A 25,653-nucleotide genomic window follows, 5' to 3' on the forward strand; every position below is an offset into this window, starting at 1 on the left:
CGACATGAAAGGCGCATCGCTTCGTCATCAGCCCCCACGTGCACCGAGCCGCAAGCCGGTGCCCCGGGGTGCCAGTCGCATGGTGGCTAAAGAGCCGATGTCGGCGCGCCTGCCGAAAGCCAATTTTGCTTTCCTCAAGGCGCTGTTCTGGCCGGTGTTGCTGGTGGTATTGGGCTTCGGCACTTATGAAGGCGCGCAGCGTCTACTGCCGTACGCCGACCGCCCGATCACCAAGATCAGTGTGCAGGGCGATCTGAGCTACATCAGCCAGCAGGCGGTACAGCAGCGCATCGGCCCGTTCCTGGCGGCGAGTTTCTTCACCATCGACCTGGCCGGCATGCGCCGGGAGCTGGAGCAGATGCCGTGGATCGCCCACGCCGAGGTGCGTCGCGTGTGGCCGGATCAGGTGACGATCCGCCTGGAAGAACAATTGCCGGTGGCCCGTTGGGGCGACGAGGCGCTGTTGAACAACCAGGGCCAGGCGTTCACCCCGCGTGAGCTGGCCAACTACGAGCACCTGCCGCAGTTGTTCGGGCCGCAGCGGGCGCAGCAGCAAGTGATGCAGCAGTACCAGGCGTTGAGCCAGATGCTGCGGCCACTGGGCTTCTCCATTGCACGCCTGGAATTGCGTGAACGGGGCAGCTGGTTTTTAACAACCGGGGCAGGCAGTTCCGGCCCGGGCATCGAGTTGTTGCTGGGACGCGACCGCTTGGTGGAGAAGATGCGCCGCTTTATTGCCATCTACGACAAAACCTTGAAAGAACAGATTACGAACATTGCGAGCGTCGACCTGCGTTACGCCAACGGCCTTGCCGTCGGCTGGCGTGAACCGGCTGCGCCCACGGCAGCGCAACCCGCTGTCGCGAAGAATTAAGAAGAGGCAGGACCCATGGCAAACGTGCAAAGCGGCAAAATGATCGTCGGTCTCGATATCGGCACCTCCAAGGTGGTGGCGCTGGTGGGCGAGGTCGGGGAAGACGGCACGATCGAAATCGTCGGTATTGGCACGCATCCGTCCCGGGGCCTGAAGAAGGGCGTGGTGGTGAACATCGAGTCCACCGTGCAATCGATCCAGCGCGCCATCGAAGAGGCGCAGTTGATGGCCGGTTGCCGGATTCACTCGGCGTTCGTTGGCGTGGCGGGCAACCATATCCGCAGCCTGAACTCCCACGGCATCGTGGCGATCCGCGACCGCGAGGTCAGCTCGGCCGACCTGGAGCGCGTGCTCGACGCCGCCCAGGCCGTGGCAATCCCGGCTGACCAGCGCGTGCTGCACACCCTGCCGCAGGACTACGTGATCGATAACCAGGAAGGCGTTCGCGAGCCTTTGGGCATGTCGGGCGTACGTCTGGAAGCCAAGGTCCATGTGGTCACTTGTGCGGTCAATGCCGCGCAGAACATCGAGAAGTGCGTGCGCCGTTGCGGCCTGGAAATCGACGACATCATCCTTGAGCAACTGGCCTCGGCCTACTCGGTGCTGACCGACGACGAAAAAGAACTGGGCGTGTGCCTGGTGGACATCGGCGGCGGTACCACCGATATCGCGATCTTCACCGAAGGTGCGATCCGTCACACCGCCGTGATCCCGATTGCCGGCGACCAGGTGACCAACGACATCGCCATGGCGCTGCGCACACCGACCCAGTACGCCGAAGAAATCAAGATCCGTTACGCCTGCGCCCTGGCCAAACTGGCCGGCGCCGGCGAAACCATCAAAGTGCCGAGCGTGGGCGATCGTCCACCGCGCGAACTGTCGCGTCAGGCCTTGGCTGAAGTGGTCGAGCCGCGCTACGACGAACTGTTCACCCTGATCCAGGCTGAACTGCGCCGCAGCGGCTACGAAGATTTGATTCCGGCCGGCATCGTGCTGACCGGCGGCACCTCGAAGATGGAAGGCGCGGTCGAACTGGCCGAGGAAATCTTCCATATGCCGGTGCGCCTGGGCGTGCCCCATGGCGTCAAGGGCCTGGGCGACGTGGTGCGCAACCCGATTTATTCCACCGGTGTGGGCTTGCTGTTGTACGGACTGCAAAAGCAGACCGACGGCATTTCCCTGTCGGGCCCGAGCAACCGTGACAGCTACCGTGGCGACGACGAAACCAAGGCACCGTTGTTCGAGCGGTTACAGGCTTGGGTAAAAGGGAACTTCTAACGAAGTTGGCTTCAAGCGACAAGTTACAAGCTTCAAGCTTGCAGCTCATGGCTTGCAACTTGGAGCTGCTGTAAAGCAGTAGGCGAAAAAACTAGAGAAAACGAAAGGAGAGGGAAAATGTTCGAACTCGTAGACAACATCCCCGCCAGCCCGGTCATCAAAGTGATCGGTGTCGGCGGTGGCGGCGGCAACGCTGTCAACCATATGGTCAAGAGCAACATTGAAGGCGTTGAATTCATCTGCGCCAACACTGATGCCCAGGCGCTGAAAAGCATCGGCGCGCGCACCATCCTGCAATTGGGCACCGCGGTGACCAAAGGCCTCGGCGCTGGCGCCAACCCGGAAGTCGGCCGTCAAGCCGCCCTGGAAGACCGCGAGCGTATTGCCGAAGTGCTGCAAGGCACCAACATGGTGTTCATCACCACCGGTATGGGCGGCGGTACCGGTACCGGTGCTGCGCCGATCATTGCCGAAGTGGCCAAGGAAATGGGGATTCTGACGGTTGCAGTTGTGACCCGTCCGTTCCCTTTCGAAGGTCGCAAGCGTATGCAGATCGCCGACGAAGGCATCCGTCTGCTGTCTGAAAGCGTCGACTCGTTGATCACCATTCCCAACGAGAAGCTGCTGACCATCCTGGGCAAGGACGCGAGCCTGCTGTCCGCTTTCGCCAAGGCTGACGATGTACTGGCCGGTGCCGTTCGCGGTATCTCCGACATCATCAAGCGCCCAGGCATGATCAACGTCGACTTTGCCGACGTGCGTACCGTGATGAGCGAAATGGGCATGGCGATGATGGGCACTGGCTGCGCCAGCGGTCCGAACCGTGCACGCGAAGCTACCGAAGCGGCCATCCGCAACCCGCTGCTGGAAGACGTGAACCTGCAAGGCGCACGCGGCATCCTGGTGAATATCACTGCCGGTCCTGACCTGTCCCTGGGTGAGTACTCCGACGTGGGTAGCATCATTGAAGCCTTTGCTTCCGAGCACGCGATGGTCAAGGTCGGTACCGTGATCGATCCGGACATGCGCGACGAGCTGCACGTCACCGTGGTTGCCACCGGTCTGGGTGCCAAGATCGAGAAGCCTGTGAAGGTCATCGACAACACCCTGCACAGCAGCCAGGCCAGCCAGGCGGCTGCCGCTCCAGCCCCTGCGCGTCAGGAGCTGCCGTCGGTGAACTACCGCGATCTGGATCGTCCGACCGTGATGCGCAACCAGGCTCAGGCCGGTGCTGCGGCGTCCCGTAGCCCGAATCCGCAAGATGACCTGGACTACCTGGACATCCCGGCATTCCTGCGTCGTCAGGCCGATTAATGGAATGTATCAGGGCTATGAAGGTGATTGGTGTTCAGCAAAGGTCTGGTCTGCTATTATCGCCAGCCTTTGTTGATACCAGTTCGCAATTTGCGCTGAAGCGGTCCAAGCCATGATTAAACAACGCACCCTGAAGAATATTATTCGTGCCACAGGTGTAGGTCTGCACTCCGGGGAAAAGGTCTACCTGACCCTCAAGCCTGCACCTGTCGACACCGGCATCGTGTTTGTGCGTGCCGACCTGGACCCTGTGGTGCAGATTCCTGCTCGCGCGGAAAACGTTGGCGAAACCACTATGTCGACCACATTGGTCAACGGTGACGTCAAAGTGGACACGGTGGAGCACTTGCTCTCGGCCATGGCCGGTTTGGGCATCGATAACGCCTACGTCGAGCTCTCCGCGTCCGAAGTCCCGATCATGGATGGCAGCGCTGGACCCTTCGTATTCTTGATTCAATCTGCCGGCCTGGAAGAACAGGACGCAGCTAAGAAGTTCATTCGCATTCTGCGGGAAGTGACAGTAGAAGACGGCGACAAGCGCGCCACCTTCGTTCCGTTCGAAGGCTTTAAAGTGAGCTTTGAGATCGATTTCGATCACCCGGTATTCCGTGACCGCACCCAAAGTGCAAGCGTGGATTTTTCCAGCACTTCGTTTGTAAAAGAAGTCAGCCGCGCCCGTACCTTTGGTTTCATGAGTGACATCGAGTACCTGCGCAAGCACAACCTCGCACTCGGCGGCAGCGTTGAAAACGCCATTGTGGTCGACGCGGATGGTGTACTGAACGAAGACGGCCTTCGCTATGAAGACGAATTCGTGAAGCACAAGATCCTCGATGCAATCGGTGACCTCTACCTGCTGGGCAATAGCCTGATAGGCGAGTTCAAAGGCTTCAAGTCGGGCCACGCCCTTAACAACCAGCTGCTGCGCAAGTTGATTGAGCAGACAGACGCTTGGGAAGTCGTGACCTTCGAAGATGCCAGCACCGCACCGATCTCTTACATGCGTCCCGTTGCGGCGGTGTAAGTAACAACTCTCTTTCTTTAGTTTTTAAAGGCTGCCTTCGGGTGGCCTTTTTTTCGTCTTGTAAAAACCTGGGTGGTTATTCAGAAAGGATACGTTCCATTCAGCGTTATAGAATTTTCTGGCAAAGATTTTACATTTTTCCTGAGTCGGAATTTGAGAGTTCCTAGTGTAGTGTTTCCTCCGAAGCTTGGCATGGATGCTCTGATAATGATGTTGGCCAGTTTCGGAGTTATGACTATGTTTTCTATTTTCAAGGCTGTTGGTATCGATATTGTTGTCGGTAGTTACTCGGCTTTATTGGCGCAGTGGGTTGTACGCTATGAATTTCGTGCTTTGGTTGGAATTTGCAGAGTATGAAAAAAAATGACGCTGTGTTAAAGCTGTTCGGTGATCAGATTGGTCTGCCTGATCTTAAGTTTGATGAGTGCCAGATGTGCCAACTGAAGATAGAAGGCATGAAGTTGGCGATTTATGATAATCGGGCTCAAGGCTGTATCAGCCTGGTTTGCGAATTTCCCCATGTTGCGATAGATGGCTTGGAAATGGACAGCTGGTACCGCTTGCTATTTGAACGTCAGATGGGCTTCTTGCACGAACATATCCCTGTGGTCGGATTCAATAGTGCTTCCACAGCGCTGTTGGCAATGAGCCATATTGTCGATGGTGATGTGTCGCCCAAACGACTTAGCGAGAAGTTGAATGCCCTTATCGATTGGGTTTTGGAAAGTTCATATATGTTTGACACACGCACTCTGAATTCAGCTCGGGTTATACCTGCCCCGGCCCATCATCAATTCCTTCGTCTCGGTGGTGCTCACTATGCCTAGTATCAGCCAGATCCAGACCCCTGGTTTGATTGATTATGCTAAACACGCCGGAAATGAAGGCGTTTTGCAGGGTAATCATATAGAACGTGTGTTTGCGAAAGCAGACGTGGGAATCGGTAACGGTATCGCTAAACCTTATTCATCAAGCGGCCGGCCTACCATGAATGAAGATGTAGCCGCTCGCCAGATAACCAAAGGAATACGCCAATTTATCAGCGGGAAGTCCCACGAGCGGATGATAAAAAATGGAACGCTATGGAACACCGCTCCTGTCTCTTCGGAAAAAACTTATGTCGATGGTCTTTCTAAGGCTAACCTGCGCAATCTTCGAAATGAGTTGGGTGCACTAACTCCGGATGAGAAGCAATTTTTGAATAACTATTTCGAAAGTTCGTTATATGCGACGCATAGTACTGGAGCTCCGGTAAAACGCGACGATGGCAGCGTCGGCTTGTTTTCACGTCAAAAATTGATTGATCGTAATATCATTTTTAATACGGAGAACTCTCCCCAAGAAGATATTAAGATTCTCGGCAATGACGACTTTGTATTTTTTGCCTTGGAAGCGGGTGGCGAGCCAAAAAAACCAAGCAGTCGTTTTGGCGGAACTACCTTTCGTTTTGACTTTGAAAGCCCGGCGTTCAAGGATGCTGCGTGGGTGAGTTTGGTAGAAATGAGGTTTGCGCAAACACCGTATCTTGAACGGCATATCGAACCGCTGACGCAAGGCGAATTTAAGGATATTTCCAGGCGAAAGCTGGAACCTTTCCAGACCGTATTTTCCGGGGACGACATGAAAGCGGGAATCGGACTGTCGATTATCAAGGATCTGCGCAAGTTACCGCCGGAATCAAGTAAACGTCTGCTGGCGGGCACAGGGGAAGAACATATGAATAAGTTGATTAACGGCTTGTATCGTCCTGAGATAAAAGTTGCGAGGCACTTTTTCTCGGATAGCTACATGGAGGCGGCCGTCAAAAAAGATGATAAGACAGGTAAATTGTAAGTGAGTCAGCCAATACTCTACAGACGTCGATAAAGCTTCCTGCGCTCACTGCGCGCGATCGTCTCAATGGCGGGTTGCATCGACTATACGATTACGTCCGCCATGCTTGGCCTCATACAACGCCTGGTCTGCACTAAGCAGCAGTGCTTCCAGGGATTGGCGGTTGCGTTTGTCCCAGGTGCTCATGCCGATGCTCACGGTGATCGGCCGCTCGCTACCCGCCACCCGTGGTAAGTGTTCGACGCTGCTGCGGATATGCTCGGCGATGACCATGGCGCCTGCGGCATCGGTATGGGGCAGCACCACCGCGAATTCCTCGCCGCCATAGCGCGCCGCGAGGTCGGCGGGGCGGCGTATGTTGCCGGCGATCACTTGGGCCACGGTGCGCAGAGCCTCGTCGCCGCCGCTATGGCCGTGGCGGTCGTTGAATGCCTTGAAGTGATCCACGTCGATCATCAGCAGGGTCAGTGGCTCGGTCGAGCGTTGGGCACGATCCCATTCCTGGCGCAGGCGCTCGTCGAGGATGCGACGGTTGGCCAGGCCGGTCAGGGCATCCGTGGCTGCCAGTTCTGACAGCACCCGTTCGGCGCGATAGCGACGTCTCAGCTCGCGACGCAGCATCCAGGCCAGCCACAACAACCCGACGCACAGAATGCCGGTCGCGCCGCTGGTCAGCAGTGCGGCGCGTTTCCAGGGGGCGAACACATCCTCGCGAGACAGCGCCACCACTACGATCAGTGGCAGTGTGCCCACGGTAGTGAAGGTGTACAGCCGGTCCTTGCCGGTGATGGTCGAGGTCGCCTGGAAGCTGCCATTGCCTTCGCGCAACATGCGCTTGAAGTTCGGTCGCTCGCTCAAATCCTTGTTAATCATGTCGCTTTCGAGCAGCGGCTGTTGGGCCAGCAGGATGCCGTGGGTATTGAGCAGGTTGACGCTGCTACCGTTGCCGATGGCCAGGGTGCTGAACAATTGATCGAAATACGCCAGGCGCATGGTCGCCACTGCAACGCCGGCGAACTCGCCATTGGGCCCCGATACGCGCCGACTGAATGCTATGCGCCACACTTGGTCGCAGTCGCAACGGATCTGGAAGGCCCGGCTGATATACAAACCGGCCTGCGGGTCCTTCAGATGCACCTGGAAATAATCGCGATCAGCGAAATTGCGCGGGGTGGGCCGCAGGGTCGAGGAATCCGCGATCACCGCGCCATTGGCATCCAGCATCAGCACCTCGCCTTTAAAGGGCGCGGCGGTGGATAAATCGAATTGCACCAGGTGTTGGATACTGGCGTCGACCTTGGCCAGGTCCTCGCGCTGCCTGGCGGCTATCAGCCCCTTGAGGGCCAGGTCGTACAGCTCGACGTTGCGCAGTACATCGGCGTTGATCAGTTGGGCGATATTGGTGGACGAGCGCTTGGCAGCCTGTAGCGTGCTGGTGTGTTCGCGGATCAATAACGCCGCGACGATAATGACGATCAGGACGACGGTGAGGCCGCTGCCCAGAAGGAGCAACAATTGCGGGTGTGCGGAAGGGTGGCGAGCACGGCGTGGACTCATCGGGCAGAACTTCAGCGGTATGGATGCTGGCAGTTTAGTTCTACCCGATGAAGATTGGATACTCGGTTACCAAAGAAAGAACGGTGCCTCAGAACACATCAATCGGATAGTCGACGATCACCCGGTATTCATCCACATCGCGGTCTACTGCCGAGTAGCCGTTGCTGCCACGGTGGGTCGCCCATTGCAGGCGCATGGCCAGATCCTTGGCCTGGCCGCCTTGCACCACATATTTCAAATCGATATCCCGCTCCCAGTGCTTGGCGTCCTTACCGTCGGCGCTGTACCAGGCGCTGTAGCCACGGCTTTGCGGGTCGACCTGGGTCAAGTCGGTCTTGCCGCTGATGTAGGACACCGCCGTGGTCAGGCCGGGCATACCGAGGCCGACAAAATCATAGGCGTACTTGAGCTTCCACGAGCGCTCATTCGGACCGTTGAAGTCCGAGTATTGCTGGGAGTTGTCCAGGTACACGCTGTCGCCCTGGGTGATGTAGTCAAACGGCGTATTGCCGTTAACCCGCTGGTAGGCGGCGGTCACGCTATGGTTGCCCACGCCCACGGTCAAATGCAGGCTCCAGGTGTTGTTGTCGATATCCCCCAACAGGGATTGGCCGGTGTCCTGGGTGTGGTAGTAGTGCAGGCCCGGGTTGAGGCTGACCAGGTCGTTGAGGGCGTAGGTGTAGTCCAGATCGTAGTAGTACTGGTGCCAGACGTCCTTGAGCTCGGACGCATAGAGATTGCTGGTCACCCCCGGCACACCGCTGAATGACACACCGGCCCAATCCAGGTGTTGACTGCTGCGGTTATCGGGCAAGGCGCCGTAGCTGGCGCCGATGCGCCGATGGCCGCTCTGGTTGTAGAGCTTGGTGAAGCTGGCTTGGCCGCCCTCGAACAGCCAGCCGTCCAGGCTATGGTTGCTCAGGCTGACGCCACGAAAAGTCTGCGGCAGCATGCGGGTCATGCCACCGGCAATCACCGGGTTGTTGAGGAACAGGTCACCGGCTTTGAGTTCGGTGTCGAAGGCACGCATTTTCAGGGTGCCGCCGGCCGTGGAAAACGAACCGGGGGCCTTGCCGCTGTCGCTGCCATAGGGAAGGATGCTGGAACCATCGGTGCCGCCACCACCGTCGAGCTTGAGGCCCAGCATGGCGTGAGCGTCCATGCCGAAACCGACGGTGCCCTGGGTGTAGCCCGATTCGAAGGTGCCGATAAAACCCTGGCCCCATTCCTTGCTGTCGTCGGTGTGGATGTCGCGACGGTCGCGGTTCATATAGTAATTACGGGTGTCGATTCTAAGGTGTGAACCTTCGACGAAACCGTCGGTGGGGAGGCTGTCTGCTGCGTGGGCGAGGGGGATAATCGTTGCTGCAATCGCGAGGAATAACGGGGTGAACGTCAGTGAGTTCTTCACCGGTAAAGCTCCTTTGGGTCACTCGTAAACGGCCGGTGTCGTGGGGGATGCCCGGCCTTTTTGACGGCAAAAAAAAGCCGCTGAAGGTCAGCGGCTTTAAGACAGATTCCCAGCGTAGAGCCCTGGAAATAAGTCGAGGGAAATTCGGGTAAGCGGGTCAGCTGTCTTTGCCGTCGCGCTCATCGATGCGTCAAATTAACGCAGGCGAGCACTGCGAAACAGAGTGTAACAAGATAATAACTGTTGCCCAAACCGCAACAGTCACGCACTTAGAGCGGTAGGGTGATACCGAAAGTATTGCCACGGGTGTCGCTGCGCACAAACACATCCCCGCCGTGCATCAGCGCAATCGCTTTGACGATGGCCAGCCCCAACCCATGATTCGCCCCGCTGTTACGCCGCGAGGCGTCGACCCGATAGAAGCGCTCGAACAGCCGTGGCAGGTGTTCACTGGCGATTGTTTCGCCCGGGTTGGTCACGGCGATTGCCACCTGCTGCGCCTGCACCTCGATAGCTACGTCGATCACCTGACCTGGCGCGGTGTGTTGCACGGCGTTACTCAACAAGTTGATCAGCGCACGGCGCAGGTGGGCTTTTTCGATCTGTACCTGGGCGTCGCCGTGGACCCGCACTTGCACCTGGGCGTCTTCGAGGATGAAGTCCAAGTAATCGAGGGTGGTTGCCACCTCGTCGGCCAGTGAGCGTTCAATCAGTTTGGTGGCCTTGGTGCCCTGATCGGCGCTGGCCAGGAACAACATGTCATTGACGATCGAGCGCAGGCGTTCCAGCTCTTCCAGGTTCGATTGCAACACCTCCAGATAATGCTCGGCCGAGCGCCCGCGTGTGAGGGCCACCTGGGTCTGGCCGATCAGGTTGGTCAGCGGCGAGCGCAGTTCGTGGGCCACGTCGGCATTGAACGATTCCAGGCGCGAATACGCCTGCTCCACGCGGTCGAGGGTGGCATTGAACGAGTTGACGAACTGATTGAGTTCCGGCGGCAACGGCGATAACTGCAGGCGGCCGGAGAGTTTGGGCGGTGCCAGTTTCTGCGCTTCTTCCGAGAGTTTGCCCAACGGCTTGAGGCCAATGCGCGAGACCCAGAACCCCAGCAACGCCGCCAGCAACACGCCCACCAGCGCCAGGCTGACCAACGCCACCAGCAACTGATGCTGGGTGGCGCGGAAGTTTTCGGTGTCGACGGCGATCATAAAGCGCAGCGGCGGGCGCTGGTCCTTGGCCGGGAACTGGCTGACCAGCACTTTAAGCGGGTAGCGGTGGCCGGGCAGATGCAGGTCGCGCTTACCGGTGGGGCCGGCGGCGAAGGCGCGGATCTGCGCGTCGGGATTGCCGTATTCGTAGGCCGGGTCGTTGCTGACTACCCAGAAGTGAATGCGCTTGTCTTCTTCGCTCAGCAGCTTGAGTTTGTTGGTGATCTTGGCCCAGTGGTCCGGCGTGCCGAAGCGGTTCACCGAAGATTCGAGCACGCTGTAGCGCGCGTCCAATTCGGCCCCCGGCAACAGGCCCAGGCCGCGATCCACTTGTTGGTACAGCGCACCGCCGATCAACAGGAAGATCAGCGCCGCCACCAGGGTGAACATGCCGCTCAGGCGCAGCGCAATGGAATTAGCCGGCACTGCGGTTCTCCAGCACATAGCCCATGCCACGGATGGTGTGCAGCAGTTTGTGTTCGAACGGGCCGTCGAGCTTGGCGCGCAGGCGCTTGATCGCCACTTCGACCACGTTGGCATCGCTGTCGAAATTGATGTCCCAGACCATCTCCGCGATGGCGGTCTTGGACAGGATCTCGCCCTGGCGGCGCGCCAATACACTGAGCAGCGAGAACTCTTTGGCGGTGAGGTCCAGGCGCACGCCGTTGCGACTGGCCTTGCGGCTGATCAGGTCGATCCACAGGTCGGCGACCGTCACCTGCACCGGCTCATGCCCGCCGCTGCGGCGCGTCAAGGCTTGCAGGCGCGCCACCAGTTCGAGAAACGAAAACGGTTTGCCCAAGTAATCGTCGGCGCCTTCGCGCAGGCCACGGATGCGGTCTTCCACGCGCTCGCGGGCGGTGAGCATGATCACTGGCGTCTGCTTGCGAGCACGCAAGGCGCGCAACACACCAAAGCCATCGAGGCCGGGCAGCATCACGTCGAGCACGATCACTGCGTAGTCATTCTCCAGGGCCAGGTGCAAGCCCTCGACGCCGTCGCGCGCGACATCCACGGTGTAGCCTTGCTCCGTCAGACCGCGATGCAGGTAGTCCGCGGTTTTCTCTTCATCTTCGATAATCAGGACGCGCATGACCCCGCCTCATTCTGTGGTCGCCAGCGCGGGCGCTGGTGTGGGCCGATGGAAAATTTTTTCGAGGTACAAGTATATGACCGGCGTGGTGAACAGCGTCAGCGCCTGGCTCACCAGCAGCCCGCCGACCACGGCGATGCCCAGCGGCTGGCGCAGCTCCGCACCTGGCCCGGCGCCGAGCATCAGCGGCACCGCGCCAAGCAGGGCGGCGAGGGTGGTCATGATGATCGGCCGGAACCGCGTGAAGCAGGCTTCATAAATCGCTTCCTGGGGCGCCAGCCCGCGCACGCGCTGAGCCTCCAGGGCGAAGTCGATCATCAGGATGCCGTTCTTTTTCACAATGCCGATCAGCAGCACCAGGCCGATCAGCGCCATGATCGAAAAGTCCTGGCCCATCAAGGTCAGCATGATCAGCGCGCCAAGGCCCGCCGAAGGCAGGGTCGAGATGATCGTCAGCGGATGCACGAAGCTTTCGTACAGCACCCCCAGGATGATGTACACCGCCACCAGCGCCGCGAGGATCAGCCATGGCTGGCTGGCCAATGAACTTTGGAACGCCTGGGCCGCGCCCTGGAAGGTGCCGATGAGGGTGCTGGGCATGCCGATCTCGGCCTTGGCCTGGTCGAGCATGATCACCGCATCCCCCAGCGCCACACCGGGTGCCAGGTTGAAGGACAGGTTGACGGCCGGGAACATACCGTCATGGCTGATGGACAACGGCCCCACGGTCGGTGGGTCGACCTTGGCCAAGGCCGATAGCGGCACCATCTCGTTGGTCAGCGGCGAGCGCAGATAAAAGTAGTTCAGGCTCTCGGCCTTGCCGCGTTGTTGGCGGTCCAGCTCCAGCACCACTTGGTATTGGTTGATCTCCGTCTGGAATTCGTTGATCTGGCGCTGGCCGAAGGCGTCATACAGCGCTTGATCCACATCGGTGGCGGTCAGACCGAACCGCGCGGCGGCCTGCCGATCGATGCTGATGTGAGTGATGCTGCCGCCCAGTTGCAGGTCATTGGACAGATCGCGAAAGGCCGGGTTGGCGCGCAGTTTTTCGGTGAGGCGCTGGGTCCAGGTGTTGAGCGTCGGGCCGTCGTTGCTCTTGAGCACATATTGATATTGGGCGCGGCTGGGGCCGGAGCTAAGGTTGATGTCCTGGCCGGCGCGCAGGTACAGCACGATGCCCGGAACCTTGACCAGTTTCGCGCGGACGCGGTCGATAAACTGGCTGGCCGATACATCGCGCGACCCGCGATCTTTCAAGGCGATCCAGAAGCGGCCGTTGGCGATGGTCTGGTTGCTGCCGGTCACCCCAACCGCATGGGAGAACGCCTGCACCGCCGGGTCGTCCTTGATGATCTCGGCCAGCGCTTTGTGCTTGGCGACCATGTCCGGGAACGACACATCGGCCGCCGCCTCGCTGGTGCCGAGCACGAAACCGGTGTCCTGCACCGGAAAGAACCCTTTGGGAATAAACACGTAACCGACCACGGCCAACGCGAGAGTCACCCCGAAGATCGCCAGCATGCTGCGCTGATGGGCCAGTGCACGCCGCAAGTTACGCGCATAGCCGGCCAGCAGGCGCTCGCTGAAACCGGGTTTGGCATGGGCGTGATGGCTGGGCGCGCGCATGAATAACGCGGCCAGGGTCGGTGCCAGGGTCAGGGACACCACCACCGAAATCAGGATGGTCGAGGTGGCGGTCAGCGCGAACTCCTTGAACAGGCGTCCGACCACGCCGCCCATGAACAGCAGCGGGATAAACGCCGCCACCAGCGAAAAGCTGATGGACACCACTGTAAAGCCGATCTCGCCGGCACCCTTGATCGCCGCCGCGCGTTGATCGAGGCCGGCCTCCAGGTGGCGGTGGATGTTCTCCACCACCACGATGGCATCGTCCACCACAAAGCCCACGGCGATCACGATGGCCACCAGGGTCAGGTTGTTCAGGCTGAAGCCCATCAGGTACATCAGGGCAAAACTGGCGATCAACGACACGCCGAGCACGCTGGACACAATCAGCGTGGCCGACAGTTGGCGCAGGAACAACGCCATCACCGCCACCACCAGCAGGACCGCGATCAGCAAGGTCACTTCCACCTCATGCAGCGAGGCGCGGATGGTCTTGGTGCGGTCGCTCAGCACACTGACCTGCACCGAGGCTGGCAGCATGGCTTGCAGGCGCGGCAACTGCGCCTGGATGCGGTCCACGGTCTCGACGATATTCGCGCCGGGCTGGCGTGAGATCACCAGGTTTACCCCGGGTGTGTCCCCGGACCAGGCCTGCACGTAGGCGTTTTCCGAACCATTGATGACCTTGGCGATATCGCGCAATTGCACCGGCGCGCCGTCCTTGTAGGACACGATCAACCGTGCGTAGTCCTCGGGATGAAACAACTGATCGTTGGTCGACAGGGTCGATACGCTGTTATCGCCGTAGATCGCGCCCTTGGCCAGGTTCAGGCTCGACTGCTGGATGGCCAGGCGGATATCGGCGAGGGTCAGGCCGATGGCCGCGAGTTTGTCGGGGGAGGCTTGCACGCGGATCGCAGGACGTTGCTGACCGGTGATGTTGATTTGGCCGACGCCGTCGATCTGGCTGATCTGTCGGGCCAGCAGGGTTTCCACGTAGTCGCTCAGTTCGGTGCTGGGCATGCTGTCGGAGCTGACGCTGAGGATCAGCACCGGGCTGTCCGCCGGGTTGACCTTCTTCCAGGTCGGCAAACTCGGCATATCGCTGGGCAGCTTGCCGGACGCGGTGTTGATCGCGGCCTGCACTTCCTGGGCGGCAGTGTCGATGCTTTTGTCGAGGGTGAATTGCAGAGTCAGCAGGGTGGAGCCTAAGGCGCTGCTGGAGGTCATCTGGGTCACGCCGGGGATCGCGCTGAATTGCACTTCCAACGGTGTGGCCACGGACGAGGCCATGGTGTCGGGGCTGGCGCCGGGCAACTGGGCGCTGACCTGAATTGTCGGAAATTCCGCCTCCGGCAGTGGCGCGATAGCCAGGCGCGGGAAGGCAATCAGCCCGAGCAGTACCAGAGCGAAGGTCAGCAGCAAGGTGGCGACCGGATGGTCGACACACCAGGCCGACGGAGAGCGGCTGCCGTTCATGGCTGCACCGTGGCGTCGACGGTCTGGATCACCTGGGGCGGCTCTTTGAGCACCTCGACCCGGGCGCCGGCCTTGAGCCGCGACTGACCATCGCTGACCAGCACATCCCCGACCTGCACACCCCGGATCAGGCTGAGGTCGCTGTTCTGATAGGTGACCTGCACCGGCACCACCTCGACCTTGTCACCGTTGACCCGGTACACAAAGTGCGAATCCAGACCGCGCTGCACCACGGTCGGCGGCACCACCAGGGCGTCTCTATCGAGGGCGGTCTGGATCTTGAGGGTCACCAGTTGGCCGGGCCACAGGCGCTGGGCGGGGTTACTGAACTCGGCCTTGGCGCGCAGGGTGCCGGTGGTGGAGTTGATCTGGTTGTCGATCAGGCTCAGATGGCCCCGGCCCAGTAAATCGCCAGTCTGGCCGTCGGTGTCGGCGCCCAGATAGGCGTCGACACTGGCTTTTTCCGGCGCGGCGATCAGGCCTTGCAGGGTCGGCAGCATCTGCTGCGGCAGGGAAAATTCCACGGCGATCGGGTCGATCTGCGTCACGGAAAACAGCCCCTGGGCATCGCTGCTGCGCAAGAAGTTGCCTTCATCCACCGTGCGAATACCGACTCGGCCACTGACCGGCGAACGAATCTGCGTGTAGGAAAGCTGCACTTGAGCCGAATCAATCGCCGCGTGGTTGCCCTGGGCGGTGGCCTTGAGCTGGTTGACCAGGGCTTGCTGCTGGTCATAGGTCTGCTTGGACACGCCGTCATCGACACTCAACGCCTTGTAGCGCTTGAGGTTGACCAGCGCCACCTGCAACTGCGCCTGGCTCTCGCCCAACTGCGCCCTGGCCTGATCGAGGCTGGCGCGAATCGAGCGGTCATCCAGGGTAGCCAACAGGTCACCGGCCTTGACCCACTGGCCTTCCTTGACCAGCAATCGGGTGAGAATACCGTCCACCTGCGGGCGCACTACCACACTGTGCAGCGACAACACCGTGCCGATGCCGCTGACAAACCGAGGCACATCCTGCTGCGTCACGTTCACAACCCGAACCGGGATCGCGCTGGGCGCCGCCAGCCGGGGCTTGGCCGGGCGGGTCACGGCCCAGAGGGCAATCGCGGATACCACGAGGACAACCGCGATCAGGGCGGTTTTTCGCTGAATGTGCATGGGCTGAGGCGCCGGGACAGAGGAGTGAAAGGGTTGGCCGTCTTTATAGCCCGCCAACCCGGTCAGCAAGGTGACTGCTAACTGACAGCGCTGTCAGCAAACGCCGACCATTCGTACAGGCGGTGGTTAAAGATCCGAGGCGGGCAGGTATACTGCGCGCCAGCGAAGCCCGCAAGCCGGCTTCGCTTCATTTTTTGCATGCTCCGGAGCTTCCATGAATTCCCCGACACAATCCCCTGTTGAAGCGGCCGACCTCGCCGATCCGGCCAGCGCCGAAGGCGTTGAAAAGGCCGAGATCCCGGCGTTCAAGTTTCCCTTCAAGCCGGGTGAGCTCGCCGGAGCCAAGAACGCCGCACAGCCTTGGTACAAGAACGGCGCCAAGAACGGCCACACCAAAACCCCGGGCATGGCCCCGCCGGGCACTCGGCGCTCCATGGGTAAACGCTGAGAATAAAGTCGGTCGGTTAGTAATGGCGTTTGCCTACAAATACTGCTGATATTTCTGCTTGTAGGATGACATCCGTTTCCAGAAAGCTTGCCAGCTTCTTCCATGCCCCCAGGGTTACCGCGCAGGGATGGTGAAGTTGGTCTTTCCGGAAAAGGATGTTTCCCGTGGCTTTGATACACCTGTGTGTAGCGCTTGCCCTGTTGCTGTCGGTGGATGCCGTGGCGGCCGCTGAGCAACCGCGTGACGAAATCCGTTTCGCCGTTGCCGCACAATTCCCTCCGTTCCAGAGTCGCAACCCGCAAGGGCAACTGGTCGGCTTGAACATCGAGTTGGGCAATGCCTTGTGCGTGCAATTGAATGTGCGCTGCACCTGGGTCGACCAAGTGCAGGTCGAAGACTTCCGTGCGTTGGATGCCCGCCACTTTGACGCAATCATGGGCATTGCCCCCACTTCCAAACGGCGACGTTGGGCGAACTTCACCGATCTTCTCTATCCCTTTACCACCCGCCTGGTGGCGCGCAAAGCCTCCGGCTTGCAGCCCTCTGCCCGCTCGCTCAAGGGCAAGCGTGTCGGCGTGCTGCTGGGCAGTAACCGTGAAGCCTTCGCCCGCTCGAAATGGGCGCCCAAAGGTGTGATCGTCAAAAGCTTCTGGCTCAATGACGAACTGGTCCGCAGCCTGGTGGCGGGGGATATCGATGCCACCTTGCAAGGCACCGTGGAAATTCGCGAGGCTTTACTCGATACCCCCGAGGGCCAGGCTTTTGACTTTCTGGGCCCTCCCGTTTCCGCCGAGTTGCTGGGCGATGGCGTGGCGATTGCGGTGCGCAAGCCGGATACCGCGTTGCGCCAAGCACTCAACCGCGCCCTTGAGCAGCTTATGCACAACGGCGAGTATCAGCGCATCGTTCAACCCTACCGCCTCGATGCCCCGCCCATCGGGCATGACGGCTAGTATGTGAGCAGCCGAGGGGCGCAGCGACTTACGCCGCCCGCAACGGGATAAATGCGTAGTTGGCCGGCACCTCGGTCGCAATCTGCGCCCCGGCATCCAGCACCTGCTCGGCGATGTCCAGCCCGGACACATGAAACACCCACTCACTGGCCACTTTTGGTTGCTGCGCCGCGTGCTCAATCGCCTGGGCAAACGCGCCCATGTCCGGCAAGTAAGCCGTAAACCCATCGCCCTTGAGCGCGGTGGTGCGAATGCCCAGCAGTGCACACACCGCTTCCTTGGTCTGCACGTCGTCGCGGTCGGCCTGACGGGAGCGCTCAATCAACTGCGCCAATTCCCGGTCCACCAATTGACCCCCGACGATCAGTGCTGGGCCCTGTTCCCAGGATTCTGGCGGGCAGTCCTTGGCGGCAGGGTTCAACGGGATATGCGGGTTGATCTCCATCGGGTAGATGCGACACACCAGTGGGCGCCGTTCATAGATGCGGCACAGGTTATCTTCGTCAAGATTCCGACAGGGGCCGGCGTTGTAGGCGGCAAACGTGATGGCCACAAATGCTTCGGCAGTGCCGCTGGGAACCACCACCGACCGCCGTTCGGCATGCTCGCGTTGATGGGCGGGCAGGCCCAGGCCGTTGCCGAGAAAACCTTCCACCAGAACGATGACGTTACCGCCGTCGGCCGCCCACATACGGGCTTCGTCAAGGGTCAGCGGGACATGGTGGTCAGAGCAGCACTTGCCGCAACCGACGCAGGAAAAATGGGTATTCATGGCGGATCTGCTACCAGGCTAGGTCAGAGGGCACGCGGCAACGGTGACGGGTTTTTACCTCTGTTCGCCGTTGTGCGTCTCTGGAAGCAAGTTATGCGCCAGTCACTCGCGGTCAACCACGCCGCGCAGCACAAAGCCCATGCCCGCGCTTTCATACAGCCGCCGGGCGCGCAGGTTGCTTTCCAGTACTTTGAGGTCCACGTAGGGTTCGCCGCGCTGCTTGAACACCTGGAACGCGTGCAGCAACAACGCCCGCCCCAGCCCCTGGCCCTGAGCGCAGGGATGCACGCAGAGGTTCTTGATAAACGCGCTGGTCCAGCATTGCGCCACGCCGAGAATGCCCGACGGATTGCTGGCCACCAGACACAGGGTGGGGTCGAACTCCGCATCGGTGGTGAACTGAGCCTGCCAGGTGGGTAGGTCGGGCACGCGCCCGCCGCCTTGGTCCTGGGTCATGCGCAGGACCGCATGAATCGCCGGCGCCAGTTCTTCTCGGTAATGATCCAGCTGCGTACCGGCCGGCCACTGCGGGGCGGGCAGGCTGCCGCCGAGCGGGCGGCGTAGCAGTTGGAAATACTCAACCATCGATCAACGGCCTTGTTGCGCCACGGTCTGGGCGGCCACCACCAGGCACTTGGTCAGTTCTGGGGAGGAAAACTTGGTCAGCACCGCGTTGGCCCCGGCCAGGCGTGCTTTTTCGCTGTTCATGGCGCTGTCCAGGGAGGTGTGCAGCAGCACATAGAGGTGCTGGAAATCCGGGGTTTCGCGCAGAGTGCGGGTCAGGGCGTAACCGTCCATTTCGGACATCTCGATGTCCGATACCACCACGTTGATCTCTTCGCCGGTGCCTTGCAGTTCAAGCAGTACGTCGATGGCTTCCTTGGCACTGCGCGCGGTGTGGCAGGTCAGGCCGAGGTTGCGCAGGGTGTGCACCGACTGCTGCAACGCCACTTGGCTGTCATCCACCACCAGAATCCGCGCATGGCCGAGCACTTCGGCTTCTTCCATGGTCAGGTCGGTGGGTGCGGTTTCAATCGGTGCGGGGGCTATGCCGTGGATCACTTTTTCGATGTCGAGCACCTGCACCAGGCCGCCTTCCACCTGGGTCACCCCGGTGATAAACGCGCGGTTGCCGCCGGAGCCGTAGGGCGGCGGGCGGATATCGGTGGTCAGGCAGTGCACGATCTTGCTCACCGCCTGCACATGCAGGCCCTGCTTGGAACGGCTCACATCGGTGACGATCAGGCAGCCACCGTTCGGATCTTCCAGCGGCATCTCGCCGAGGGCGCGGCTCAGGTCGATCACCGACAGTGAGGAGCCGCGCAGGGTGGCGATGCCTTTGACGTGCGGGTGGGACTCCGGCAGTTTGGTCAGCGGCGGGCAAGGGATGATTTCGCTGACTTTCAGCAGGTTGATGGCCATCAGCTTGCCGCTGCGCAAGGTAAAGAGCAGAAGCGAGAGTGAGTCTGCGCGGGCTTTGGAGGTAGGCATAAAAACCTTCTGTGAATCAGGGAGGACGATCTATGGAAGGTTATCGACCTCCGCGGCCCAGGCTTTAGCCCTTCCACACTTGCGGGTTCACCAGGTCCTGGGGCCTGTGCCCGAGCAGGGCGCTACGCAGGTTGTCCAGGGCGCGGTTGGCCATGGCTTCGCGGGTTTCGGTGGTGGCCGAGCCGATGTGCGGCAGGGTCACGGCATTGCTCAGTTGGAACAGCGGCGACTCGGCCAAAGGTTCCTGTTCGTAGACGTCCAGCCCCGCGCCGCGAATGATGTGGTTCTGCAAGGCATGGATCAGCGCCGGCTCGTCCACCACCGGGCCGCGGGAAATATTCACGAGGATGGCGCTGGGCTTCATCAGCCCCAGCTCGCGGGTGCTGATCAGGTGACGGGTCTTGTCGCTCAACGGCACCACCAGGCAGACGAAATCCGCTTCGGCCAGCAACTGGTCGAGACTGCGAAACTGCGCGCCCAGTTCTTGTTCCAGCGCCGGTTTGCGGCTGTTGCCGCTATACAGGATCGGCATGTTGAAACCCAGACGCCCGCGCCGCGCGACTGCCGCGCCGATATTGCCCATGCCGACGATGCCCAGGGTCTTGCCATGCACATCGCAGCCGAACAACGGTGCGCCGACGCTGGCCTTCCATTGCCCGGCCTTGGTCCAGGCGTCCAGCTCGGCCACGCGTCGCGCACTGCTCATCAGCAGGGCGAAGGCCAGGTCGGCGGTGCTTTCGGTCAGTACGTCGGGGGTGTTGGTGAGCATGATTCCACGCTCGGTGAGGTACGGCACATCGTAATTGTCGTAGCCCACCGACACGCTCGATACCACCTCCAGCTTGGCCGCGCCTTCGAGCTGCGCGCGGCCCAGCTTGCGGCCCACGCCGATCAGGCCGTGGGCGTGGGGCAGGGCTTCAGCGAATTGCGCATTGATATCCCCCAGCTTGGGGTTGGGCGCGATGACTTCGAAATCCTGTTGCAGGCGTTCGATCATCGGCGCGGTGATGCGGCTGAAGGCGAGGACAGTCTTTTTCATGGCAGGCGGGGCTCATCGACTACGAAAGAATGCCAAGCACGCTAACATTCCTGTCGGCGGTTGTCAGGACACCGCCGAGCCAATCTGAGCACAGGCCCCAATGGGTTGTTTGTTGGCTATCAATTAGCCAACCGCACCCCACCCAAGCTGCCGCTTAATTCATACGCCACCAATTCGGCCTGATGAGCCGCCAGAATCTCCGGCAGCGAGCCGCGCAGGTATTCCACCCAGGTCTTGATCTTCGCATCCAGGTATTGGCGTGATGGGTAGATGGCGTACAGGTTCAGCTCTTGGGAGCGGTAGTTGGGCATGACCCGCACCAGGGTGCCGTTACGCAGGCCTTCGATGGCGGCATACACCGGCAGCAGGCCGACGCCCATGCCGCTGGTGATGGCGGTTTTCATCGCGTCGGCCGAGTTCACCAGGAACGGCGAGGTGTTGATCGCCACGCTTTCCTGGCCTTCGGGGCCATTGAACGTCCATTTGTCCAGCTGGATCACCGGGCTGACCAGGCGCAGGCACGCGTGGTTGAGCAAGTCCTGGGGGCGCTGTGCGCAACCTTTGGTCTTGACGTAGTCCGGCGAAGCGCAGGCGATGCTGTAGGTAATGCCCAGGCGCTGGGATACGAAACCCGAATCCGGCAATTCGCTGGCCAGCACGATGGACACGTCGTAGCCCTCGTCGAGCAGGTCCGGCACGCGGTTGGCCAGGGTCAGGTCGAAGGTAACGTCCGGGTGCGTGCGGCGGTAGCGGGCAATGGCATCGATCACGAAATGCTGGCCGATGCCGGTCATGGTGTGCACTTTGAGTTGCCCGGCGGGACGGGCGTGGGCGTCGCTGGCCTCGGCTTCGGCTTCCTCGACATAGGCCAGGATCTGTTCACAGCGCAGCAGGTAGCGTTTACCCGCCTCGGTGAGGGCAATGCGACGGGTGGTGCGGTTGAGCAAGCGGGTTTGCAGATGGGCCTCAAGGTTGGAGACCGCGCGCGAGACGTTGGCCGTGGTGGTGTCCAGTTGGGCGGCGGCGGCGGTGAAGCTGCCCGCTTCGGCCACGCAACTGAAGGCGCGCATGTTTTGCAAAGTGTCCATGGGGGGTTCTCAAGGGCGATGGCAAATTGTGACATGAAGTTGCCAGCAGGTGTGTATCCACTGGGCACGACCTAAGTCGAGGAAAACGCCTGCCAGCGCTCATTGCAATGTCCAGGCCTCGCTGACTTTCGCCACATAATGCGGCATGTAGGCCAGCAGCATCTGGTCCAGTGCCTGTCGCGTCCGAGCACGGCTTTGCGGTGTCGGCGCCGCAAGCGCGTCGGCGGCCTGCTGTGTCAGCGTTTCAACCGCCTGATCGAGTGCCGGGCCGATGCGCCTGAGCGCGTCCAGCTCAGCGTTCAGGACGCTGCCGGGCGATTGTCGGCCCATGGCGTCGAGCAACTTCGACAGGTCTTCGCTGTGTGCCTGTATATAAAGGTCCCAGCCGGGCCTGTCCTCGGGGTTGGCCAGGTAGCGGCGGGCGATCGGTAGCAGGTGGTCCAGCGAATCGGTGCCCCATTGCTCCTTGTGCAGCGATTGCCGGGTGCGCAAGGACTGCAACTGGACACCGGTGTAGTGGCTGAGCGGTTCCGGCAAGGCCAGGTCGCGATGCTTGTCGCGGGTATGACGGGTCAGAAGCACCACCGGTTGCCCATGCTTGATCTTGACCAATACATGGATGGACGGTTGTCGGGCGGGGTCGAGCAGCGAAGCGCTGATGGAGCGGATCAGTTCATCCCAGTCAAAGGTCTGCTTACCCAGGGCTGCGAGTACTTCGCGCAGTGCCGCGGCCACCCCTTTTTTGCACTTGAGCGGGGCGATATCAATGGACAGGTAGTCGCCACTCAGATGTGGATCGTCGGATGTTCGGTGGCTGACCTCAAGGGTCACGCCTTTACCACCCTCGGCTTGGGATGAGACCGAGGCGCTTACCGACCCGCTCAGTATTTGGCTCGAGGCCTTTATTTGATAGACGCACAACGCCTGCGGACGCAGAAGGGCGCGGTGCTGCTGGATCAGGTCGCGTATGTCGGCGTTTACCACTGGATCGACAGGTCCCAGGCTCTGAAGCAGTACGTAGCGCTCCAGCAGCGAGTGGGCCTGTTGAGTACGCAGGTCAACCACGGCGTTTGCGCGCGATGAGTTGAGCTGTTGAACAAAGTGTCGGCTGCTGGATGCCACATGCGCATTCAGATCCTCCAGCAGCTTGAACAGCGTGTCCGACGATGATTGCCGGGCGGCCAGTTGCTGCCGGGCTAGCCCCGGCGCGGTGTCGTACAGGCCTAGGATATCGAGCGTCTTGGATTGGACAGTGCGTTGCAATGTGAGCGCCATCGAAGTGTTGACCTTCAGGAAGCTGAAGACATCCAGCGCCAGTTTGCTGTCTGCAGTCATTTTAAAACCGCGTTCGGTCATGAGCGGCTGGTCGGTGTGTTGCAGGCAGGGCAATTCAACGTCCCCCAGGCCATTGCCGGCCAGTGCCTCCCGGGTGTAAGGCCGGCTCTGTGCGCTGTAGTCCCGATGCCTTTGCAAATGAAAACGGTCACTCAAAATGGCCGGAAGATTCCGTACCGTCCGGGCGATATTTTCACTTAGGGATGTACGCACGGAGTGGCTGCGGGCGTCGGCATAGTGCCCAAGGCTTGGGTATTCCCGTGAAGATAAATAGCCAATTCCCAGTTGATGACCTGACGTGGCCGCCGTCACGTTCGCCAGTGTCGAGTTCAGCTTGCCCAGTAGGGCAACCACGCGGGTGCTCCTGATGCGCTGGTCGTCGGTAGTTTCCACCAGGGAGTCGGCTGACAGGTAAGGTCCTGCACTTAACTGCCGCGTGGATTCCAGCGCGAATTCGTAGCCAAGGTGGCGATGGTTGATGCGTTTGCCACCGGCATCGATATAACCCAGCGCCGACAACACGCCTTGGGTCAGATGCGCGTGCCTGGCATCGCTGGCAGCGGCGCGGAACTGCCACTTGAGCGCGCGGCACAAACGATAGTCGGCTTCGATGTCCGGAGCATCGGCGCTGCGGTGGCGCTTGAGCAGGTGCTCGGCCTTTTTGAAAAAAACATAGCAATCGGGTAGTTCTTCAGCTGTCAGCTCCAGCCTGGCCGGACTGTTGGACAGTGTGCGGTGAAGCGCTTCGATCGCCTGGTTATCACGCGGGTCGCCGGCCAGGTTCACCACTTTTTCCAGCACCGTGTCGAGGATCCAGCGCACATCGCGTTGCAAAGGCAACATGCCTGGGGTCAGCGGTTCGGGATGGATATGCAGTTGCCTGCGCAAGCCTCTGGCGCAGGCGTCGGCGGGTGTCAGATGGGCGGCAGTGGGGGCAATGACGCTCAAGGGAGGAAGCATGGGCGGCTCCGCAAGGTTGACTATCGCCCATTCTGTAAGGTTCTGCGCACCGAACTATGTAGGGCAAGCGCCAGGATTATCGCCTGAACGGTAACAAAGATTCACAGGAATGCCTGCTTATCGACATCCCCCGCGCGCCCTAGAATTGCGTCACCTCTCCCGCTTCACCCATCTCAGGAATTCGCTTGCCGTGCCGCGTCGCATCAGCAGAGAGCTGAAGACTCTCAGTGTTTGGGCTTTATCGTTAGCAATCAGCGGCTGCATCGGAACCGGAGGAATCGCCCCACAAGGCCAGGCCCTCGACGCCAATCAACTGGCCACCGACGAGGCGATCCAGCACGCCGCGCAAGACGCCCATTGGCCCACCGTGCAGTGGTGGCAAGCCTACGGCGACCCGCAACTGGATCACTGGGTCGACCTCGCTACCCAGCACAGCCCAAGCCTGGCCATGGCGGCGGCGCGAGTGCGTGAGGCGCGGGCCATGGCCGGGTTGGCCGAGTCGGCCGAAGCGCTGCAGGTCAACAGCGATACCACCCTCAAACGTCACAACTGGCCCAAGGATCAGTTCTACGGCCCTGGCGAGCTGAGCGGTGCCAACACCTGGGACAACAATACGTCCCTGAGCTTGAGCTACGCCCTGGACCTGTGGGGTCGCGAAAGCAACGCCTCCGAGCGCGCGGTGGACCTGGCGCATATGAGCGCCGCCGAAGCGCGTCAGGCCCAGCTCGAACTGCAAAACAACGTGGTGCGCGCCTATATCCAACTGTCGTTGCACTACGCCAATCGCGATATCGTCGCCGCCACATTGGCCCAGCAACAGCAGATCCTCGACCTGGCCAACAAACGCCTCGACGCCGGGATTGGCACGCATTTGGACGTGAGCCAGGCCGAATCGCCGTTGCCGGAAACCCATCGGCAACTGGATGCGCTGGACGAAGCCATCGCCCTGAGCCGTAACCAATTGGCGGCGCTGGCGGGCATGGGGCCGGGGCAGGGCGCGCAGTTGCGGCGGCCGAGCCTGTCCCTGGCCGCGCCGCTCAAGTTGCCGTCGAGTGTCCCCGCGCAACTGCTTGGCCAACGCCCGGATGTGGTTGCCAGTCGCTGGCAAGTGGCAGCGCAGGCGCGGGGCATCGATGTGGCCCATGCCGGTTTCTACCCCAACGTCGATCTGGTCGGCAGCCTCGGTTATATGGCCACCGGCGGCGGCATGCTGGAATTTTTGGCTGGCAAAAAATTCAACTACAGCGTCGGCCCGGCCATCACGCTGCCGATCTTCGACGGCGGCCGCCTGCGCGCGCAACTGGGCGAAGCCAGCGCCGGCTATGACATCGCGGTGGCACGCTACAACCAGACCCTGGTCAATGCGCTTAAGGGCATCAGCGACCAGTTGATCCGTCGCGAGTCCATGGACAAGCAGCAGACCTTCGCCGCGCAATCGGTGGCCTCGGCGCAGAAAACCTACGACATCGCAATGATCGCCTATCAGCGCGGCCTCACTGACTACCTCAACGTGCTCAACGCCCAGACCCTGCTGTTTCGCCAGCAACAGATCGAGCAGCAAGTGCAGGCCGCACGCCTGAGCGCCCATGCCGAACTGGTGACCGCCCTGGGCGGCGGCCTCGGTGCCGGCGACGACGTGCCGGCACCCGCCAAGACCGTTCCGAGCAAGACCCCGGCGGCGCTGGCCGCGTTCGATCACTGAGAAGG

Annotated in this window: 22 protein-coding genes; 10 read left to right on the forward strand and 12 right to left on the reverse strand. The window is 60.8% G+C overall.

Translation table 11 applies throughout. The features are described 5' to 3' along the window. The first annotated feature begins 4 nt into the window (after positions 1 to 4). From HRH33_RS05595 to HRH33_RS05625, 7 genes are all read left to right on the forward strand, one after another. Positions 5 to 874, forward strand: a complete 870-nt coding sequence (locus tag HRH33_RS05595) for a cell division protein FtsQ/DivIB (protein WP_034095966.1) — start codon at positions 5 to 7, stop codon at positions 872 to 874. 15 nt (positions 875 to 889) lie between these two features. After that, positions 890 to 2,152, forward strand: a complete 1,263-nt coding sequence (ftsA, locus tag HRH33_RS05600; protein ID WP_167417283.1) for a cell division protein FtsA — start codon at positions 890 to 892, stop codon at positions 2,150 to 2,152. A gap of 117 nt (positions 2,153 to 2,269) precedes the next feature. Then, the gene (ftsZ, locus tag HRH33_RS05605) at positions 2,270 to 3,466 is read left to right on the forward strand and encodes a cell division protein FtsZ (RefSeq protein WP_034095968.1); all 1,197 of its coding nucleotides are present in this window, start codon (positions 2,270 to 2,272) and stop codon (positions 3,464 to 3,466) included. 112 nt (positions 3,467 to 3,578) lie between these two features. Then, positions 3,579 to 4,490 (forward strand): UDP-3-O-acyl-N-acetylglucosamine deacetylase, encoded by a 912-nt coding sequence (gene lpxC / locus HRH33_RS05610; RefSeq protein WP_003171886.1) that lies wholly within the window; start codon positions 3,579 to 3,581, stop codon positions 4,488 to 4,490. A gap of 192 nt (positions 4,491 to 4,682) precedes the next feature. Next, positions 4,683 to 4,847: a hypothetical protein gene (locus HRH33_RS05615; RefSeq protein WP_173603374.1), complete on the forward strand. Its 165-nt coding sequence runs from the start codon at positions 4,683 to 4,685 to the stop codon at positions 4,845 to 4,847. Beyond that, on the forward strand, positions 4,844 to 5,317 hold the full coding sequence (locus HRH33_RS05620; RefSeq protein WP_167417282.1) for a type III secretion system chaperone: 474 nt from the start codon (positions 4,844 to 4,846) through the stop codon (positions 5,315 to 5,317). Before HRH33_RS05615 ends, HRH33_RS05620 begins: the two co-directional genes overlap by 4 nt. Next, a complete protein-coding gene (locus tag HRH33_RS05625) occupies positions 5,310 to 6,323 on the forward strand; it encodes a hypothetical protein (RefSeq protein ID WP_167417281.1) in 1,014 nt (337 codons plus the stop codon). Before HRH33_RS05620 ends, HRH33_RS05625 begins: the two co-directional genes overlap by 8 nt. A 63-nt stretch (positions 6,324 to 6,386) precedes the next feature. Here HRH33_RS05625 and HRH33_RS05630 read toward each other — a convergent pair whose 3' ends face one another. The 6 genes from HRH33_RS05630 to HRH33_RS05655 all read right to left on the reverse strand — a co-directional run bounded on the left by HRH33_RS05630 (position 6,387) and on the right by HRH33_RS05655 (position 15,860). Next, positions 6,387 to 7,880, reverse strand: a complete 1,494-nt coding sequence (locus tag HRH33_RS05630) for a sensor domain-containing diguanylate cyclase (RefSeq protein ID WP_167417280.1) — start codon at positions 7,878 to 7,880, stop codon at positions 6,387 to 6,389. An 88-nt stretch (positions 7,881 to 7,968) separates the two neighbouring features. After that, positions 7,969 to 9,291, reverse strand: coding sequence for an OprD family porin (locus HRH33_RS05635; RefSeq protein ID WP_167417279.1), 1,323 nt, complete (start codon positions 9,289 to 9,291; stop codon positions 7,969 to 7,971). 269 nt (positions 9,292 to 9,560) lie between these two features. Next, a complete protein-coding gene (locus HRH33_RS05640) occupies positions 9,561 to 10,925 on the reverse strand; it encodes a heavy metal sensor histidine kinase (RefSeq protein WP_167417278.1) in 1,365 nt (454 codons plus the stop codon). Further along, the gene (locus HRH33_RS05645) at positions 10,915 to 11,592 is read right to left on the reverse strand and encodes a heavy metal response regulator transcription factor (protein ID WP_034095972.1); all 678 of its coding nucleotides are present in this window, start codon (positions 11,590 to 11,592) and stop codon (positions 10,915 to 10,917) included. The genes HRH33_RS05640 and HRH33_RS05645 overlap by 11 nt, the downstream gene beginning before the upstream one ends. A 9-nt stretch (positions 11,593 to 11,601) precedes the next feature. After that, entirely contained in the window at positions 11,602 to 14,697 is a 3,096-nt protein-coding gene (locus tag HRH33_RS05650; RefSeq protein ID WP_167417277.1) for a multidrug efflux RND transporter permease subunit, read from the reverse strand. Then, the gene (locus HRH33_RS05655) at positions 14,694 to 15,860 is read right to left on the reverse strand and encodes an efflux RND transporter periplasmic adaptor subunit (protein ID WP_167417276.1); all 1,167 of its coding nucleotides are present in this window, start codon (positions 15,858 to 15,860) and stop codon (positions 14,694 to 14,696) included. Before HRH33_RS05655 ends, HRH33_RS05650 begins: the two co-directional genes overlap by 4 nt. A gap of 214 nt (positions 15,861 to 16,074) precedes the next feature. On the opposite strand from HRH33_RS05655, the gene HRH33_RS05660 reads away from it, so the two are divergent. After that, positions 16,075 to 16,308, forward strand: a complete 234-nt coding sequence (locus tag HRH33_RS05660) for a hypothetical protein (RefSeq protein WP_034111815.1) — start codon at positions 16,075 to 16,077, stop codon at positions 16,306 to 16,308. 164 nt (positions 16,309 to 16,472) lie between these two features. Further along, positions 16,473 to 17,261 (forward strand): transporter substrate-binding domain-containing protein, encoded by a 789-nt coding sequence (locus HRH33_RS05665; protein WP_094065335.1) that lies wholly within the window; start codon positions 16,473 to 16,475, stop codon positions 17,259 to 17,261. 28 nt (positions 17,262 to 17,289) lie between these two features. On the opposite strand, the gene HRH33_RS05670 is transcribed toward HRH33_RS05665, so the two are convergent. The 6 genes from HRH33_RS05670 to HRH33_RS05695 all read right to left on the reverse strand — a co-directional run bounded on the left by HRH33_RS05670 (position 17,290) and on the right by HRH33_RS05695 (position 23,946). After that, on the reverse strand, positions 17,290 to 18,033 hold the full coding sequence (locus HRH33_RS05670; RefSeq protein WP_167417275.1) for a YkgJ family cysteine cluster protein: 744 nt from the start codon (positions 18,031 to 18,033) through the stop codon (positions 17,290 to 17,292). 102 nt (positions 18,034 to 18,135) lie between these two features. Further along, positions 18,136 to 18,618: a GNAT family N-acetyltransferase gene (locus HRH33_RS05675; RefSeq protein WP_167417274.1), complete on the reverse strand. Its 483-nt coding sequence runs from the start codon at positions 18,616 to 18,618 to the stop codon at positions 18,136 to 18,138. Positions 18,619 to 18,621: 3 nt separating this feature from the next. After that, positions 18,622 to 19,524, reverse strand: a complete 903-nt coding sequence (locus HRH33_RS05680) for a chemotaxis protein CheV (RefSeq protein ID WP_034111821.1) — start codon at positions 19,522 to 19,524, stop codon at positions 18,622 to 18,624. Between the two features lie 64 nt (positions 19,525 to 19,588). Further along, the gene (locus tag HRH33_RS05685; protein WP_034137031.1) at positions 19,589 to 20,563 is read right to left on the reverse strand and encodes a 2-hydroxyacid dehydrogenase; all 975 of its coding nucleotides are present in this window, start codon (positions 20,561 to 20,563) and stop codon (positions 19,589 to 19,591) included. A 119-nt stretch (positions 20,564 to 20,682) separates the two neighbouring features. Then, the gene (locus tag HRH33_RS05690) at positions 20,683 to 21,651 is read right to left on the reverse strand and encodes a LysR family transcriptional regulator (protein WP_034095981.1); all 969 of its coding nucleotides are present in this window, start codon (positions 21,649 to 21,651) and stop codon (positions 20,683 to 20,685) included. A 99-nt stretch (positions 21,652 to 21,750) separates the two neighbouring features. Next, complete coding sequence (locus HRH33_RS05695) at positions 21,751 to 23,946, reverse strand: hypothetical protein (RefSeq protein ID WP_167417273.1); 2,196 nt, start codon at positions 23,944 to 23,946, stop codon at positions 21,751 to 21,753. Positions 23,947 to 24,136: 190 nt separating this feature from the next. Between HRH33_RS05695 and HRH33_RS05700 the strand changes: the two genes are divergently transcribed. Further along, positions 24,137 to 25,648: an efflux transporter outer membrane subunit gene (locus HRH33_RS05700; RefSeq protein WP_167417272.1), complete on the forward strand. Its 1,512-nt coding sequence runs from the start codon at positions 24,137 to 24,139 to the stop codon at positions 25,646 to 25,648. The last annotated feature ends 5 nt before the right edge of the window (positions 25,649 to 25,653 follow it).

It is taken from the genome of Pseudomonas rhodesiae, from assembly GCF_013285305.1.
GTDB classification, from domain to species: Bacteria; Pseudomonadota; Gammaproteobacteria; order Pseudomonadales; family Pseudomonadaceae; genus Aquipseudomonas; species Aquipseudomonas rhodesiae.